This window comes from Mesorhizobium sp. C416B, from assembly GCF_030323165.1.
GTDB lineage: Bacteria > Pseudomonadota > Alphaproteobacteria > Rhizobiales > Rhizobiaceae > Mesorhizobium.
In genome coordinates, this window is sequence record NZ_CP100471.1 from 5,603,477 (window position 1) to 5,619,126 (window position 15,650).

Below are 15,650 nucleotides of genomic sequence, written 5' to 3' on the forward strand. Positions count from 1 at the left end.
GATTTCCTGCAAGCAAACTCGGGCCGGTTCGAGGGGCATACGTCAACTCGCCTGTCTCGTCAGCCAGCTTTGGAGCAACACAGCTGCTTCGGTACGGTTTCTAACCCCAAGCTCACGCAGCACGGCTGCGGCATGGATTTTCGTTGTCGCCTCGGCAATGTCCAGATTACGGGCAATCTCCTTATTCGAGTACCCCTCTGCCATCAGCTTGAGGACGTCCTTCTGTCTAGACGTCAGCCTAGCGACGTCGCCCGAGCCCTCGTGCCGGCGGCTGGGATTTTGAACCGGAGGTGGGGGGGCATGCGACCTCTGGTCGGCAGACGTTCGAGATAGGAGAGATGGCACATAGATCCGGCCAGCGAGGATTTCGTTTACAGCCAGCACGACTTCTTCGTCGCTCTGCGATTTGACGATGTACCCGTGAAGTCCGATCGAAAGCGCGGTCAGTATCTCCGAGCGGGAATCATCCCCGGAAACGATCGCAAAGCGAGTGTCAGGATAGGCAGCCATAAAGTCGCTGAGCACTTCCTGATGGAACAGCCCAGGCATGTTCAGATCGAGGATCGCAAGATCGATGGACGCCTGCTCCTCTAGAAGATTGACCGCGGCATCGAAACACGAAGCTTCGAATATTTCGGCGCTTGGAATTCCAGCCATGAGTGCCAGCCGGAGACCACGCCGATATAAGCCGTGATCGTCGGCAATGACGATCCGAGCCATGTAACTACCCCAACGCGTTACTCGGTTCCCGACGAGAAAACCCGCTGGAACCTCCCATTCGCCTATGATCGACAATCCGTGGTGGTCCTAAAATGGCGGCCATCCACTGGTCAACGCATCACAGTGATGTCCGCAGCGTCCCATCCACGCACATCCAGAACGTCTAATATAATACTAAATTGCGAAGCTCATCCATAGATTTTTAACCCTGGCGTGCGGTGCCCGTCCGCAAAACGATGCCGGTTTCCCATTTCTGGGTCCAAAGCCAGCTGTTCAGGACCATCGTAATCATGTGACATCTGTTATGTCGCCACCCGCTGTCGCCGGACCTGTAGGCCGGTCCGGCCCTGGCGGATCGCAGCTTTCTTGAAAGCAACTGCTTTCGTTTTTATCGGCGTCATGATCAGTGCCCAATCGCGCTTCTATCGGCTGTTGATCTCGTGGCCATCTAATACCTTGAACGTTTTGAATCCCTACCATTCGAATGCACGACGACAGCCGCCCCGGCTGTCACATACCTTTTCGCATATGATGTTCGGATTGCCGCCGAGGTTTGGCCGGATTTGAGGGTGTGCCCTGGCCGGACAATGGAACACCGATCCCGAACAAAGCCAACTGCAGATCAGGAGGATCGAATGAAAGCGGTGATTCAATGTGGTGGGATGGGTACGCGCCTTCGACCGTTTACATCGGTCCTGCCGAAACCATTAATGCCGATAGGGGCCAGGCCTGTTCTTGAGTTGCTTTTGAAGTGGCTGCGGCGCAACGGCATTGAAGAGGTATATATTACGACAGGGTATCTAGGACATTTGATCCGGAGCGTCTGCGGCGACGGATCGCAATGGAACTTGAAGATCAAATATACCCAGGAAATGGAGCCACTCGGCACCGTCGGACCTCTCTCTCTGATTAGGGATGAACTGAACGAAACATTTGTCGTTCTGAACGGCGATGTCCTCACAGATCTAAGCCTGAGCCGGTTTGTAGCCGCGCACCGCTTGCATAGGGATCCCGTTACGATCGCCACGGCGTGCCGTCATATCAAGATGGACTTCGGGGTCATCGACGAGATCGACAATACCGTCCAGCTCTTCCGGGAAAAGCCGACGCTTTCCCATCTCGTCAGCATGGGGATTTACTGCATGAACCCAGATGTCCTGCGGTTCATTCCGTCCGGGATCCCATTTGGGTTCGATGACCTGATGCTGCAGATGATGCAGGGCGGCACGACCGTGCATGTTTACAAGCATGACGGTCTTTGGCTCGACATCGGTCGTGTCGATGACTTCCAGAATGCGCAGGCAATTGCCTGGGAAGATCAGTCGTCCTCAATCGAGGTCGCGGCTGCCGCCGCAGCCGCATGAAAGTCTGATGCAGAGGTCTAGCCACTAACAAGGCTTTCAGGAGGTCAAGATGCTCTTGGTGAGCGCCCCGATCCTAGGCGTGCCAGAGAAGGCAGCCCTGTCGCAGGTGATTGATAGCGGCTGGCTTACGATGGGGGACAGGGTACGAGAGTTCGAACAGGCCTTTGCCAGCATGCATGGCGCGCGAGATTGCGTTGCGGTTGGTTCCTGCACCGCAGCGCTCCATCTTCTCCTCCATGCTTTGGGCATCGGCCCTGGCGACGAAGTACTGGTTCCTTCGCTGACGTTCGTGGCGACGGCGAATGCGGTGCTGTATGTAGGGGCGACGCCGGTCTTCGTCGATATCGAGTCCGTCGACGTGCCGTTGATCTCGGTTGCGGAAGCCGAAGCGCGGTGCACGACGCGCACGAAAGCGGTCATTCTCGTTCACTTCGCCGGGTATCTCCCCGATCGGGAACAATGGCAGCGGTTCGCCCGGCTTCGCGGGCTGCATATCATCGAGGACGCTGCGCACGCGCCCGGGCTTAGGGAAGTCGGGACCTTCGGCGCCGCGGCCGCGTTCAGCTTCTATGGCAATAAGAACATGACAACGGCCGAAGGGGGCGCCGTGATTGCACGTGACCCCGATCTGCTCGACAGGGTTCGCCTGGCCCGCGGGCACGGAATGACCACGGGGACGCATCAGCGGCTGAACAGTCGTACGCCGCAATATGATGTCACGATGCTCGGGTTCAACTACCGAATGGACGAGATGCGAGCGGCAATAGGGCTGGTTCAGTTGCAGAACCTGCAAGAGTGGAACGAAATCAGGCGTATCATAGCTGTCTTGTACCGACGCCTGATCGCGGACCGTTGCCCAGCTATTGTCATTCCATTTAGCGAACCCCGGACGTCGGCTTACCACATCATGCCGATCGTCCTGCCGCGCTACGTGAGCCGGCAGGATGTCATCGACGAGTTGCGGACACAGGGCATACAAACCACCATCCACTACCCGCCGGTGCACCAAATGACGTTTTACCGCGAGCGCCTTCCCGGCGTGAGTTTGCCCCACACAGAGGATTTCGCTCAGCGAGAGCTCACAATTCCGCTGCACCCCCAGGTCACTTCCGCCGCCGCCGAATCAGTCGTGGCTGCCCTGGCAGCCGCGCTCAAAACAGGCGCGCTCAAAGCAGGCGCCCAAAGAGGAACTGCTGCATGAATGCGTTAGACCCTGCCTTTCACCGGATGTTCGTTCCAAATCCTGATCACGGCTTTGCGAGACGCGCAATCGATCTTGCGGTGGCGGGCATCGCTACCGTCGCATTGGCGCCATTGATGCTGCTGATCGCCGGAGCGCTTCTGCTCGAGGGCGGTGGCTCGATCTTGTTCGCTCAGACCCGCATCGGGGCCGGCGGCCGAACCTTTCGCATGTACAAATTTCGCAAATTCGGTGTGAACTGCGGCTCTCAAGGCCTTGCGCTGACGGTCGTGGGCGATACACGCATGACCACCGTTGGCCGCTTTCTCGCAGCGACGAAGCTGGACGAACTACCGCAGCTGTGGAATGTCCTCAAAGGCGAAATGGCGATCGTCGGTCCACGACCCGAGAGCCTGGCTTTCGCCGATTGTTTCCGGGGCGAGCTTAGGGCCGTGCTGCAATACAAGCCAGGCCTGCTGGGTCCAGCCCAGGTCGTTTTTCGGCACGAAGCACATTACTTCCCCCAGTCCGTGGATCCGATCGTGTTCTACCGGGAGGTCATGTTCCCCGCCAAGGCAACACTGGACCTCTCGTATTATCCGCGACGCACCATCGTCTCCGACCTCGCGTGGATGGTGCGGGGAGTGCTGGCAGTGGTCGGTTGGGTTCCGGTACCGCCGATCGACGTTTGAATATCCAAGGGAAGCGTTCCAAACAGCCAAGGGAATGCGCAGTGATGAGCTACAATGGAAAGAAAGTCCTGGTGACCGGCGCGGACGGATTCATCGGTTCGCATGTCACGGAGGCGCTTGTTCGCAACGGGGCAGATGTCACAGCCCTTGCCCTTTACAATTCCTTTGACAGCCATGGATGGCTAGACGATCTGCCGGACACCATCCGCAGCCAGTTGAGGCTCGTCCGTGGTGACGTCCGCGACAGTGCGTTCCTTAACCGGATCATGCGCGGCCAAGCCGCGGTTTTTCATCTGGCTGCGCTTATTGCGATTCCATACTCCTACGCCGCTGCACAATCCTATGTGGAAACCAACATCCTAGGCACGGTGAACGTCCTCGAAGCGGCGCGCCTATGGGAGACGGAGCGGGTGATCCATACCTCGACGAGCGAGGTCTATGGAACTGCCCAAACCATGCCGATCGGCGAAACACACCCCCTGCAGGGACAGTCACCGTATTCGGCGTCCAAAATCGGCGCTGACATGATGGCGGAGTCCTACGCCAGGTCGTTCGATGTCCCTGTGGTCATCATGCGACCCTTCAACACGTATGGCCCGCGCCAGAGTGAACGCGCCATCGTGCCGACCATTATCCGGCAGGTCCTCGACCCGAAATGTCCTGCAATCATGATCGGGGATACCAGCCCGATCCGCGACCTGACCTATGTCGAAGATACCGCGACAGCGTTCCTGACCGCAGGTCTCGCCCAGCTCGAGTTCGGCCACGCCTACAACGCTGGCAGCCAACGCGCTGCGACCGTCTCGGACGTATTGGCCATTGTTCTTGAGTTGACCGATTGCAAAAAGCCGGTCCGTCGTGATGAAAGGCGCCTGAGGCCGCAAAATTCCGAAGTTCGCGCCTTGCTCGCCGACTCCTCGCGCTTTGAACGCGAGACTGGATGGCGGACACAGACCAGCCTGCGCGATGGGCTGGAGCGAACAATCACGTGGTGGCGCGAGCGCCTTAGTGAAGGCCGGGTACGGCGCGAAGTGGGTTACATGACATGACCCTGGGCGGCCGTCATGCGTTGGCGCTGTTGCTGGCTGCCGGTGCCATATCTCCCAACATCTACATTGCCGGCGGCCGTCAAAGCAAGGCAGCGGAGGTGGCGGCCACAGCGGCCGTGAACAACCTGCCGGGCTATGTGCGCCAAACAAGGGATCCTTGGTCTGGCATGGTTTTCGCACGGATCACCAGACCGGGCGTTCTCGGCCGGGCGGGTGTATGCGGGAAGAAGTACTGCACCCACCGTTACTCAAGCGCACAGGCTTGGAATGCCGACCAGAGCCTGCTCCTGATCGCCAATGGCTGCGGTGGCCTGTGCTTTCTCGACGGACAAACCTACTTGCCTTTGTTCCACCGCAACCGCGCGACCGAATGCGAATGGCATCCCACCGATCCCGAGTTGATGATCTGCGTCGGGGGCCGGCAGATTGCGACATGGGCCCCACGTACCGATCATGAGGACGTCGTGTTCGCCTCCGCAGCGTACTCCAACCTCAAATTTGGACCCAACAAAGGCAATCCGAGCCGCGACGGCAGCCGGATTGCGGTGCGTGCAACGAACAATGACGGCCGAGCGGTGGTCTTTGCCTACGATCTCAAGCTACGGCAGAAATTCCCGGATATCGATCTTGCCGAATTCCCGGGAACAACCGGCTCCTGCTCAATCTCACCACTCGGAATCAACATAGTGTGTTCCCAGCAATTACCGGACGGAATCGAAGCGAGTTTCGTCTTCTCCATAGACGGCATATTGCGCCAGAAGTGGATGGAGCACCATCGACCAGGCCATGGCGACATGACGGTCGATTCCGACGGAAGCGAAATCTATGTCGGGATCAGCAAATCGGATCCTGACAAATATCAGGTGATCAAGCGCCGCTTGGCTGATGGCAAGGCTACCTCGCTGATGAAATATGGCGAGGCCATGCATGCGTCACTCAGGTCGCTCGGCAGGCCCGGCTGGGTGTTTCTGAGTTATGGCGGCACGCCAGCCGAACTATCGCAGCACCCGGATTGGGCGCCTTACGCTCAGCAAGTCATTGCGCTGCGTCTAGACGGCAGTGGAGAGGTCCGCCGTGTCGCAGACACGCACAACGCGCCCTTCGACTACTGGAGCGAGACGCATGCCTCTCCGTCTCCAGACGGCACCCAGGTGGTCTGGTCCAGCAACTGGGGCGTGCCCGGTGGCCCGGTATACGATTTCGTTACTCGTGTTGAATGGCCTTTGAAGCCGGTGTTCGACCGGAAGGAGATTGTCGCAAATGACCTTCAGTAGACGATACGTTCTTGGCGCAGTCGTGATGATGTCGCTAACCTCGATGGCTTGCGCAGGCGAGGTCGAGCCCTATCAACTCTCACCTGGCGATACGGTCGAGATAGGAATAGCGCCGATCCCTGATCGGACGCAGCGCGCCGTAGTCCAGATGGATGGCAATATCGCCCTTCCGGAGGCGGGGATGATCATGGTCGCAGGCCTGACGGCGTCTCAATTGCAAAGGCGAATGCAAGAGCTCTTGCCAAGCAAGATTTTTCACGTGCGTCTGACTGACGGGCGGGAGCAGACAGTTACTGTCGAGCCCGACGATGTCACAGCAATCATAGCGGACTATCGCCCGATCTATGTAACGGGCGATGTGCTCACCCCAGGACAACAGGCCTACCGTCCGCTCATGACTGTACGGCAGGCGCTGGCCGTTTCCGGCGGCTTCAGTCTTTTGCGATCACGGGCAGGCCAGGCCGGGCCTGATCCGGTTGATCTCAAGCGCGATTACGAAATGCTCTGGGGAGATTACACGAAAGAATACCTTCACGCCGCCCGCATTCGCGCCGAGCTTCAGGGCCAGGCGGATTTCGACAAGAAGACACCACAGGGATCACCTCTTTCGCCGAGCGTTGTAGCCGCGATGGCACAGGCTGAAGCAGAGGCGCTGAAGGTTGCGCTGAGTGATTTCCGGCAGGAACAGGATTTTCTGGAGAAGGGCCGGACGGACGCTGCCGAGCAAATTGACGTTTTGCAGAAACGCGAGCAAGTCGAGGGCGAGAGCGTGAAGGCGGATGAGCAAGATTTGGCGCGAGTGACGAAGGCATTCGATGCAGGCAATCTGACCAACACCCGGCTCGCGGATGTCAGGCGCGCGTTGCTTCTGTCTTCAAGCGGCGCGCTTCAAACCTCGGTCGAGCTGATGAGGGCGCGGCGCCAGCAGGAGGACTTTGTCAGACAGCACGAACGCAACGACAATCAAAGAAGGATTGGCTTGCTGACGGATCTGAAGGACACCAACGCTCGGCTAGCGGATGTCACCGCCAGGCTCCATGCCGCCAGCGAGAAGCTGCAGCCGACTGGAGCATCCAAACAGCCATTGCCGATTGCCGGCGAAACGGTACGGGCCCAGGTGACCATCGTGCGCAAGATCGGCAATGAATGGCGCAAGCTGTTGGCTGACGAAGATGCCATTGTGCTGCCGGGGGATACTGTCGAAGCCAGATTCAGCAGTGAACTGCAAAGTGTGGCGGTCCAATAGGGCGTCAGCCGCAGTCCGTGCGGAGCTTACTGTTCTATCGGGGGGGCGAACCCAACTGAACGGAGATCCAAGGTGAGGCGCATTTTCAACCAGGGAGCGACCCTGACACCCTCAACGAACGCGGATCAGATGACGCAGTCTGCAAGTTATGCTTCCCATATGCCGTCAGCGCGAATTGTGCGGTCCAGGTCGCGCGCCGGTGAGTCCGGAAATTGGCAGGAATCTACGTCTAGCAAGGAGAGCAATGCGCAGGGCGGCTGGGTGTCGGACGGCTATAGGACCAGCCATTGCGCGCCGGGCTACGGCCTACATTACAACAAAACGCACAGTTCCGGCTATTATGGCGCGCTTTGGGAGAACATCGAAAAGCCCCTGATCCTCGACGTTCTTCGCCCCTTGAGCGGAGCGAGCCGAAACTGCCTCGATTTCGCATGCGGAACAGGTCGCATCGCCGAGGTAGCGGCCGGCCTCTTCAGCGAGGTGGTTGGCGCCGACGTTTCCAGAACGATGCTCGACAGCGCGCAAGTACCGCCCAATGTGAGATTGCGTCACGTCGACCTGACAAGGGACCAGTTAGGTATGACGTTCGATGTGGTGACGGCATTTCGTTTTTTCCTGAACGCAGAGGATGAACTGAAATGGTATGCACTGAAGGCGATCAATGAGCACCTGAAAGACGGCGGGCGGCTTGTGTGCAACGTTCACATGAATGCGACGTCGCCCGTCGGCCTGGCGTGCAGGCTGCTCAATCGAGTGTCTGGACGCACAATTCGCAACACGCTGAGCGCAGCGAGGTTCAAGGCCCTCCTGACTGCCTCGGGATTCACCGTCGAGCAGACGATACCGTACGGTTACCTGCCTCGGCCGGGAAATCTGTTGCCAGGGTTCTGTGAAATGATGATGCAGCCTGTCGAGAAGGCCTGCAGAAGGCTTTGCGTTCCTGGCCAGATGGCGCAACACTTCGTAGTTGTTGCGAGGAAGCGCTAAAGCGCGAAAATGCCCCGAAAAAGGGCAGGGGGCGGTTTTCTTGGGCCGCTCGCCCGGCATGAAGCCCCGCCCAAATACCATGGAACGGCAGTTTTCCCCCGATTTAACATGTGGGTTCCGGGTTTCTCGGGTCAGCGCCACGATTTTGCTACATTTTGACTAAAGTCCAAGCATGTTAGTGGGGCGTAATATTAGAAGGCTAAGGGGATACGCTCCTGAACAGCAAGAGATTGTCGGTGCCCAGTGGGGCCAGTGAGCTTGCGCAACGATCTCTCACGGGAGGTCGAAACCTATGAACCCTGGTGGAAGGAGTTCGTCGGATCTGCGAGGCGCAATGCTTGGGACCGTGCCTGGCCTGGTAGGCGTCGGCGTCTTCTCGGCAGTCATAAACCTTCTCGCCCTGACCGGCTCGGTCTATATGCTGCAAATTTACGATCGCGTTTTACCTTCGCAGAGCGTTCCGACGCTTGTCGGGTTCACGATCGGAATGCTGGGTCTTTACGCGGTCTACGGGCTGCTGGATTTCGTGCGCCTGCGCCTGCTGGTTCGAGTGGGCAATCGTGTCCATAGGAATTTGAAGCAGAGGGTGTTCGGCCTCTCGCTGTCCTTGCCGCTCATTGGCGGGCAGGATGCGAACCGGATACAGCCCCTCCGTGATCTCGATCAGTTACGCGGCTTCCTTTCCGGAATGGGGCCGACTGTTATATTCGACGCTCCGTGGATTCCATTTTACCTGCTGATCATCTATTTCCTGCATCCTGCGCTCGGTCTGTTGTCCACAAGCGGTGCGATCATTGTCGTGCTGCTCACGGTCATGGCGGAAGTTCTTGGCCGCACATCGGTGACACGCGCGTCCGAGACGCTGGTGTCGCAACGCAATCTCGCCGAATCCGGACGCCGCAACGCGGAAGTCGTACGCGCGATGGGCCTTTCCGCACGGCTTGCCCACCGCTGGGGCGAGATCAATAACGCATATCTGCGGCACCAAGAGAGGCTTTCCGACGTCGTCGGCGCCACCGGGGCACTCTCTAGGGCACTGCGTTTGGCCTTGCAGTCCTGCGTTCTTGGACTGGGTGCCTACCTGGTGATAGGAGGCGAAGCCTCGCCAGGCGTGATCATCGCATCCTCCATCTTGCTGGGCCGCTCATTGGCTCCTGTTGACGCCGCTATCGCGAACTGGCGAGGCTTCGCCGCGTTCCGGCAAAGCTATTCGCAACTGGCAACGGCCCTGGCCGCTTTTCCTGACCGGGACGAACATATGGAACTTCCGCGCCCCCAAGCGGAGCTTGCGGTCGAGGACCTGACTATAGCGCCACCGGGCCAGCAAAAACCGACGGTAGCCAATGTCAGCTTCCGCCTGGCTGCAGGGACGGGAATGGCCGTTGTCGGCCCGAGCGGTTCTGGCAAAAGCACGCTTGTGCGCGCGCTGGTGGGCGTCTGGCAGCCACTTCGCGGCACGGTGAGGCTGGACGACGCCTCGCTTGACCAATGGGACCAAGAACACCTTGGCGCACATATTGGCTACCTGCCCCAGGACGTCGAACTGTTTGATGGAACGGTTGCCGATAACATTTCGCGATTTGGCGGGAAGGGCGACACCAAGGGCGTGCTTGCAGCTGCCAAGGCAGCGGGCGTCGACAAAATGATCCTGCGATTGCCGAACGGTTTTCAAACACGCATGGGCGAGGGAGGAACAGCCTTGTCGGCTGGACAGCGGCAACTCGTAGGGCTTGCCAGGGCACTTTACGGCGATCCGTTTCTCGTCGTTCTGGACGAGCCGAATTCAAATCTGGACGTCGATGGCGATACCGCCTTGGCCGGCGCGATCCTGGCAGTGCGCAAACGTGGAGGCATCGTCATCGTAGTTGCGCACCGTCCTTCTGCCCTTACCAACATCGACAGGGTACTCGTAATGTCCAATGGGATGCTTCACGCCTTCGGCTCACGCGAGGAGGTCCTGGCCAACGTCATCCGCCCCTTTGCTGCGCCTGTTGAACGCCCGGCAGCGGCCGTCGCGATGCACAAAGGGGTGAGCGGTCACGCATGAGGATTTTTTTGTCTGAGGCGACGATGGCTCCATCGGCCCCGATCGGCAATGGGAGCCGGCGCAACGCGATGATTTCGGGCACGCGCGATGGAATCGGGGCCAACCTGATCCTGGGTGCGGCGGTCACGGTTATGTTGCTTGCCGGCGGCGGGCTCTGGCTCGGACTGACCAAGATTGCTGGCGCGGTAATTGCGCCGGCGACCGTGGTGATCGAGAGCAACATAAAGAAGGTGCAGCATCTGACGGGCGGCACGATAGGTGGCATCTTCGCGCAAGACGGGGATCATGTACGGGCCGGCGATGTGATGGCACGATTGGACGACACGCTGACACGCGCCAATCTGCAGATAATTAGCAAGGATCTTGATCGGGCAACGGTTCGGCTTGTGCGGCTGGAGGCAGAGCGGCAAGGCCTGTCGGAGATGCAGCTTCCGTTCAGCCTTCAAGCGCGAATGGGTGAGCCGGAGCTGGCTGCGCTGGTGAACGGTGAGCGCACGCTGTTCGACAGCCGCGCTACGGCCCTCAAGGGGCAGAAGGCACAGTTGCAAAGCCGCTCAAAGCAACTCGAACGCCAAGTTGAGGGCCTCAAGGCGCAACAGACCGCGGAAGAACAATCCGTGGTCCTGCTGGATGGCGATCTTGTCGATGTACAGGCGCTTTTTACAAAGAAACTGGTGTCCAAAGAGCGACTTAGCAACATCAGACTGGATGCCACCCGGGCGCACGGAGAATCAGGGCGCCTCGCGGCGGCAGTTGCCGAGGCGCAGGCCCGGATCAGCGAGACCGAATTGCAGATACTTCAGCTCGATGAACAAAGGCGTAGTGACGTAACGAGCGAACTTCGTGAAACGGAAGCCAAGCAGACCGAACTCAGCGAGCGCAAGGTTGTGGCACAGGACGAACTGGCCAAAACCACCATCCGCGCTCCGCAATCGGGAACGGTACAGGAATCTTCCATTCACACGATCGGCGGCGTGATTGCCGCGGGCGAGGTTCTCATGATGATTGTCCCTGACACCGGCAACCTTGTGGTCGACGCGCTGATTGCGCCGTCGCGCATAGATGACGTTCGTCCAGGTCAGCGGGTCTCGATCCGGTTTCCGGCTTTCGACGCCGGCACCACGCCTGCCTGCCAAGGGTCTGTCAAGCGCATCTCGGCGGACCTGATAAAAGATCAACAGCGCCAGCTTTCTTATTTCTCGGCGCGCATCAATGTCGAAGACAAGTCCACCTGTCTGACCGATGCCAAAGTGCTCAAACCCGGTATGCCAGCGGAGGTTCACATAAGTACGGACGAACACAGCGTCTGGTCTTATCTGCTGAAGCCGCTTACCGACCAGATGTCGAGGGCTTTCCGCCAATGACATGGCGGCTGTGAGCGGTCGACCGCGGGAACACGGCAGGCGTGCTTGCTGACATATTAGGGTAGGCGACGTGATGCCGACAGGGGTGACGCCTGCGGCCGACGCGCGAGGCTCGTCTGGGACCTGCCCCGACAACAGCGTTAGTGTCCTGTCATCTTTTGCGCAACAAACAGCGCATACCGTTCCACGATCATCGGTTGTGTGCGTCAAGTTCTGCAAAAAGGGGCGGCCATGATGCTGGTCATGCGGCTTGGCGCAGAGCGAGCTTCTTGTGCTCGCGCAGGTCGTCCATGTTGATGTATCGGTTGGCCTCCATCCAGTTTTCATTGGTCTCGACGGCCAACGCCCTGACCAGGCGCAGGCAGCTTTCGGTATTGGGGAAGATGCGCACGACATAGGTGCGCCGGCGGATTTCCTCGTTGAGCCGCTCCAGCATGTTGGTGGATTTGAGATGCTTGTGGTGCTGTCTCGGCAGCCTGAAGAAGGTCAGGGTTTGTTCGATGGCATCCTCGGCCCAGCCTGTCAGGCGCGGATAGCGTGCCGACCATTTGGCAAGCCATGCGGCAAGATCAGCCCTGGCCTCTGCGAGATCGCGCCGGTCGTAGAGCCAGCGCAATTCCTGCAGGCAGTCGTCGCCGTGCTTCCTCGGCAGATGATCGAGCGCGTTCCTGAGGAAGTGCACGTAGCAGCGTTGCCAGGCGGCTTCGGGGATCACCTCGCCGATCGCTGCCACCAGGCCGGCGTGATCGTCGGACACAACCAACTCGACGCCCTTGAGGTCGCGCGCCTTGAGGCCGACGAGGAAGTCCCTCCAGGCCGAGCGGCTCTCGCGATTGGCCATCTCCACGGCCAGGATCTGGCGCCTTCCGTCCCAGTCGATACCGACCGCGATCAGCACCGCCTGGCTCATGACAACACCGGCTTCACGCACCTTCTCGTAGCGCGCATCGAGGATGAGGTAAGGAAACGGCTCTTGAAGGGGGCGCCTGGCAAAGGCAGCGAGGCTCTCGTCCAGCCGCTTGTTGATGGCCGAGATCGACGAGGCCGAGAAGGCATGGCCGTACAGTTCTTCCGTGATCGCCTTCACCTTGCGGGTCGACACGCCCTGCACATACATCTCGGCCAGTGTCGCCACCAAGGCCCGCTCGGAACGCTGGTAGCGCTCGAACAGCTCGGTGGAGAAGCGCCCGGCCCGGTCCTGCGGAACCCGCAGCTCGAGCTTGCCGACCCGCGTCACAAGGGTACGGCCGTAATAGCCCGAGCGATAGCCAAGCCGTTCGGGCGTGCGCTCGCTCTTCGAGGCACCCAGCGCCTCGTCCATCTCGGCCTCAAGCACCTCCTGCATCACCGCACGGAGCACTTCGTGCAATCCATCCGGGTTCGAAAGCAAAATGTCTTTGACGGCAGCGCTGGCGGTCTTAACTTCAGTCTTGGTCATGGTGGCGTTCCTTCGCGGGAATCAGGTGACGTGAACAATCACCAGCCTGCCATGACCGCCCCCTCTCAGCGAATTTGCAGAACTCTCAGCACACTACCCGATCATCAACATGGGCAATTGCCTCACGAGGAGAGGTTCTTTGCTTCCTACGACGCGGCGAGGGCCCTGCGGCGGACACGGCGTGCGGCATGCACCGTTCGGTCTGCAGTCACCGCTACATTTGCCACGTCAGACGTATGCGGCAAGGCGTTCGCGCTTCCATGCGACCTCTTGTAGGGCAGCAATTCCCTGACCCGAGCATTGACCGAGGCAATTTCGACCCGCAAGTCCTCGCATTCCTGCCGTCTCACATCGAGTTCAATCTGATCGGACGCCTGCTGCATGGACAGCTGTGCAAAATCTGCGGCGATCTTGGAAAGGTTCACCTTGTTGGTTTCGGCCTCCTCGGTGAGTGCGGCCAACCTTTCGTCGGTCACCTGTTTTTCCGCCAGGGCGTCGCTCCATTGTAGCTGGAGCCTGGCGATCTCGGCCGCGGCCTCGTTGTTTGCGATTGAGGCGAGTTCGAAGCGCGATTGGAGACTTTGAATTTCTGAGCGCAATCCTCGGTTCTCAGCCTGGCAGCGTTTAAGCTCGCCATCCATGTCCGCCTGCATAATCCTGGCTGCTTCGGTCACCTCCCATAGCTTCGCCTGCGCAACCTCGAGTGAGGTGTGCAACTTGATTGCCTCTTTTTCGCTCTTGCCGAGCGCACTCAGCATTTCGGAATTTCGCGCAGCTTCGTTGGCATGGATCGTGGAGAAGGCATCCAGCCTATGCCGTGCCTCTTCCTCCCGCTTCATGGCCTTTTCCAGGTCAATAGACAGGCTCACATTCTTTTCACGCAGCTGTTTGTTCTCTCGGGAGCGCCTGTCGGCCTCGACATTTGCGGCGGCAAGCATGTTCGTGAGGTCGCCAAATTCCGCTTCGTTCTTTGTGGTGGTGTTCGCCGCTTCGACCAGCTCCAGCCTTGCCGCGGCCAATGCGCCACGGAGCACTTCGCACTCCTGAACAAGGCTTGCCTGGCGCTGCTGCAATGTCTCGACCGTGCCCTGACGCTCACAGTACCGTCTGTTCAGGTCATTGAGTGTTTCCGACAAGCTCCTTTGATCTGCGATCAGATTTTGATTCGCCAACTCCAGCTCGTTGGCACGGAGAATGTCCGCGTGAAGGATGTGAAAAAACTCGAACGTCAGTTGACATGTGCTTGTAATTTCGGAGATTTTTGCGTTGATCTCCTCGAAATGGAGCTTGGCATCGTGGAACAAGCCGTTAAACGAGCTCACGGCAGCAATTCGGCTCTGCGTGTGTGAGGTCAGCCGATGTGCTGGTATCGGCGAGCTATCATCGTCGTCGCCGGCACCGCCCTCACTCCGTACGCTGTCATCCTGTTCGTTGTTGTCGCCTGCCATGTTTGGCACGTCGGCGACATCCTCCAAATCGAGGCACTGGTCGACAGCGTTAGCCAAGTCAGCTTCGAGATCGTCGAACGACCTCTCCACATTGTCCTCGGCGCGTCTGATCAAATCCCTGAACTTCATGACTTCATCCCCTGCAGCCGCATGCCCGGAACCATTGAGGCACGAGGACTGAGATGCTTTTGTATCGAGAGCTCAACTCAGCGTCTTCGTTCAATCAAACGATGCCAGGGCGCCGGCGCCGCGAGGAGCCGAGAGCTGCGATTGGAAGGCCCTACATCGGTCTAGGTGCCTGCTGACTTATTCTTGAGGACTGCGCGGCTCCCCTTCTTGCCATCGTCTTGGCGTCAATGGTGTGTTGCCTGGGCACATTAACGCTCAGGTGCAGAAGCCCCGACGAACGGCCCGGCACAGCCTCTTGTGGGGCGCATCAGGCGGCCGGGCCTAACCGGCGGTTGAGTGTTTTGGTTTGCCGGCTGACTCACCATGCGACATTGGCGAGGCAAGCGCATCATTCGAACGAATTGGGGACCGGCCGCCTGGCCGCTCAATCACACTAAGCTTCCGTTGCCGGAGCTGGCGACGAGGTGCTTTGCCTCGAGCCTTGGTATCTCCATACGAAGCGGCAATACGCGCCGATGGAGCAGTGGTCCGACCCGTCAAACTATCGCTGCAAAATGCGCGGCGGAAGGCATCCGAGGATATTCTCCGTTCAGCGGTAGGAGATCGAACGCGGGCGATCTTGCTGAATTCCCCAAACAATCCCGGCGGATATGTATTCGGCAAGGAGGATCATTGCCACATTTGCCGAGCGGCACAATCTATGGATCATCAG

General features: G+C 59.1%; 12 protein-coding genes. 9 read left to right on the forward strand and 3 right to left on the reverse strand.

Annotation, left to right across the window (positions count from 1 at the left end; genetic code table 11):
* Nucleotides 1-42: 42 nt before the first annotated feature.
* Entirely contained in the window at nucleotides 43-720 is a 678-nt protein-coding gene (locus tag NLY43_RS27345; RefSeq protein WP_023670902.1) for a LuxR C-terminal-related transcriptional regulator, read from the reverse strand.
* A 635-nt stretch (nucleotides 721-1,355) separates the two neighbouring features.
* Between NLY43_RS27345 and NLY43_RS27350 the strand changes: the two genes are divergently transcribed.
* From NLY43_RS27350 to NLY43_RS27390, 9 genes are all read left to right on the forward strand, one after another.
* The gene (locus NLY43_RS27350; protein ID WP_023681041.1) at nucleotides 1,356-2,084 is read left to right on the forward strand and encodes a nucleotidyltransferase family protein; all 729 of its coding nucleotides are present in this window, start codon (nucleotides 1,356-1,358) and stop codon (nucleotides 2,082-2,084) included.
* A 49-nt stretch (nucleotides 2,085-2,133) separates the two neighbouring features.
* The gene (locus NLY43_RS27355; RefSeq protein ID WP_023711225.1) at nucleotides 2,134-3,285 is read left to right on the forward strand and encodes a DegT/DnrJ/EryC1/StrS family aminotransferase; all 1,152 of its coding nucleotides are present in this window, start codon (nucleotides 2,134-2,136) and stop codon (nucleotides 3,283-3,285) included.
* Nucleotides 3,282-3,956, forward strand: a complete 675-nt coding sequence (locus NLY43_RS27360; protein ID WP_023681043.1) for a sugar transferase — start codon at nucleotides 3,282-3,284, stop codon at nucleotides 3,954-3,956. Before NLY43_RS27355 ends, NLY43_RS27360 begins: the two co-directional genes overlap by 4 nt.
* Nucleotides 3,957-4,000: 44 nt before the next feature.
* Nucleotides 4,001-5,005, forward strand: coding sequence for an SDR family NAD(P)-dependent oxidoreductase (locus tag NLY43_RS27365; RefSeq protein WP_023711226.1), 1,005 nt, complete (start codon nucleotides 4,001-4,003; stop codon nucleotides 5,003-5,005).
* Entirely contained in the window at nucleotides 5,002-6,279 is a 1,278-nt protein-coding gene (locus NLY43_RS27370; RefSeq protein ID WP_023711227.1) for a hypothetical protein, read from the forward strand. Before NLY43_RS27365 ends, NLY43_RS27370 begins: the two co-directional genes overlap by 4 nt.
* Entirely contained in the window at nucleotides 6,266-7,525 is a 1,260-nt protein-coding gene (locus NLY43_RS27375; RefSeq protein ID WP_023711228.1) for a polysaccharide biosynthesis/export family protein, read from the forward strand. The genes NLY43_RS27370 and NLY43_RS27375 overlap by 14 nt, the downstream gene beginning before the upstream one ends.
* A 72-nt stretch (nucleotides 7,526-7,597) precedes the next feature.
* Nucleotides 7,598-8,512 carry a class I SAM-dependent methyltransferase gene (locus NLY43_RS27380; RefSeq protein ID WP_023711229.1) on the forward strand — a complete coding sequence of 305 codons (915 nt, stop codon included), beginning with the start codon at nucleotides 7,598-7,600 and terminating at the stop codon, nucleotides 8,510-8,512.
* A gap of 334 nt (nucleotides 8,513-8,846) precedes the next feature.
* Nucleotides 8,847-10,559, forward strand: coding sequence for a type I secretion system permease/ATPase (locus NLY43_RS27385; RefSeq protein ID WP_023711230.1), 1,713 nt, complete (start codon nucleotides 8,847-8,849; stop codon nucleotides 10,557-10,559).
* Between the two features lie 68 nt (nucleotides 10,560-10,627).
* Nucleotides 10,628-11,923 carry an HlyD family type I secretion periplasmic adaptor subunit gene (locus NLY43_RS27390; protein WP_348529083.1) on the forward strand — a complete coding sequence of 432 codons (1,296 nt, stop codon included), beginning with the start codon at nucleotides 10,628-10,630 and terminating at the stop codon, nucleotides 11,921-11,923.
* Between the two features lie 241 nt (nucleotides 11,924-12,164).
* Here NLY43_RS27390 and NLY43_RS27395 read toward each other — a convergent pair whose 3' ends face one another.
* Nucleotides 12,165-13,361: an IS256 family transposase gene (locus NLY43_RS27395; RefSeq protein ID WP_286458977.1), complete on the reverse strand. Its 1,197-nt coding sequence runs from the start codon at nucleotides 13,359-13,361 to the stop codon at nucleotides 12,165-12,167.
* Between the two features lie 146 nt (nucleotides 13,362-13,507).
* The gene (locus NLY43_RS27400; RefSeq protein ID WP_023713168.1) at nucleotides 13,508-14,938 is read right to left on the reverse strand and encodes a coiled-coil domain-containing protein; all 1,431 of its coding nucleotides are present in this window, start codon (nucleotides 14,936-14,938) and stop codon (nucleotides 13,508-13,510) included.
* Between the last annotated feature and the right edge of the window lie 712 nt (nucleotides 14,939-15,650).

Excerpts from the sequence above, each read along its gene's own strand:
- NLY43_RS27350 (WP_023681041.1), top strand. The coding sequence starts at position 1,356 with ATGAAAGCGGTGATTCAATGTGGTGGGATGGGTACGCGCCTTCGACCG.
- NLY43_RS27360 (WP_023681043.1), top strand. The coding sequence starts at position 3,282 with ATGAATGCGTTAGACCCTGCCTTTCACCGGATGTTCGTTCCAAATCCT.
- NLY43_RS27400 (WP_023713168.1), bottom strand. The coding sequence starts at position 14,938 with ATGAAGTTCAGGGATTTGATCAGACGCGCCGAGGACAATGTGGAGAGG.
- NLY43_RS27375 (WP_023711228.1), top strand. The coding sequence starts at position 6,266 with ATGACCTTCAGTAGACGATACGTTCTTGGCGCAGTCGTGATGATGTCG.
- NLY43_RS27355 (WP_023711225.1), top strand. The coding sequence starts at position 2,134 with ATGCTCTTGGTGAGCGCCCCGATCCTAGGCGTGCCAGAGAAGGCAGCC.
- NLY43_RS27365 (WP_023711226.1), top strand. The coding sequence starts at position 4,001 with ATGAGCTACAATGGAAAGAAAGTCCTGGTGACCGGCGCGGACGGATTC.
- NLY43_RS27385 (WP_023711230.1), top strand. The coding sequence starts at position 8,847 with ATGCTTGGGACCGTGCCTGGCCTGGTAGGCGTCGGCGTCTTCTCGGCA.
- NLY43_RS27395 (WP_286458977.1), bottom strand. The coding sequence starts at position 13,361 with ATGACCAAGACTGAAGTTAAGACCGCCAGCGCTGCCGTCAAAGACATT.
- NLY43_RS27345 (WP_023670902.1), bottom strand. The coding sequence starts at position 720 with ATGGCTCGGATCGTCATTGCCGACGATCACGGCTTATATCGGCGTGGT.
- NLY43_RS27370 (WP_023711227.1), top strand. The coding sequence starts at position 5,002 with ATGACCCTGGGCGGCCGTCATGCGTTGGCGCTGTTGCTGGCTGCCGGT.
- NLY43_RS27390 (WP_348529083.1), top strand. The coding sequence starts at position 10,628 with ATGATTTCGGGCACGCGCGATGGAATCGGGGCCAACCTGATCCTGGGT.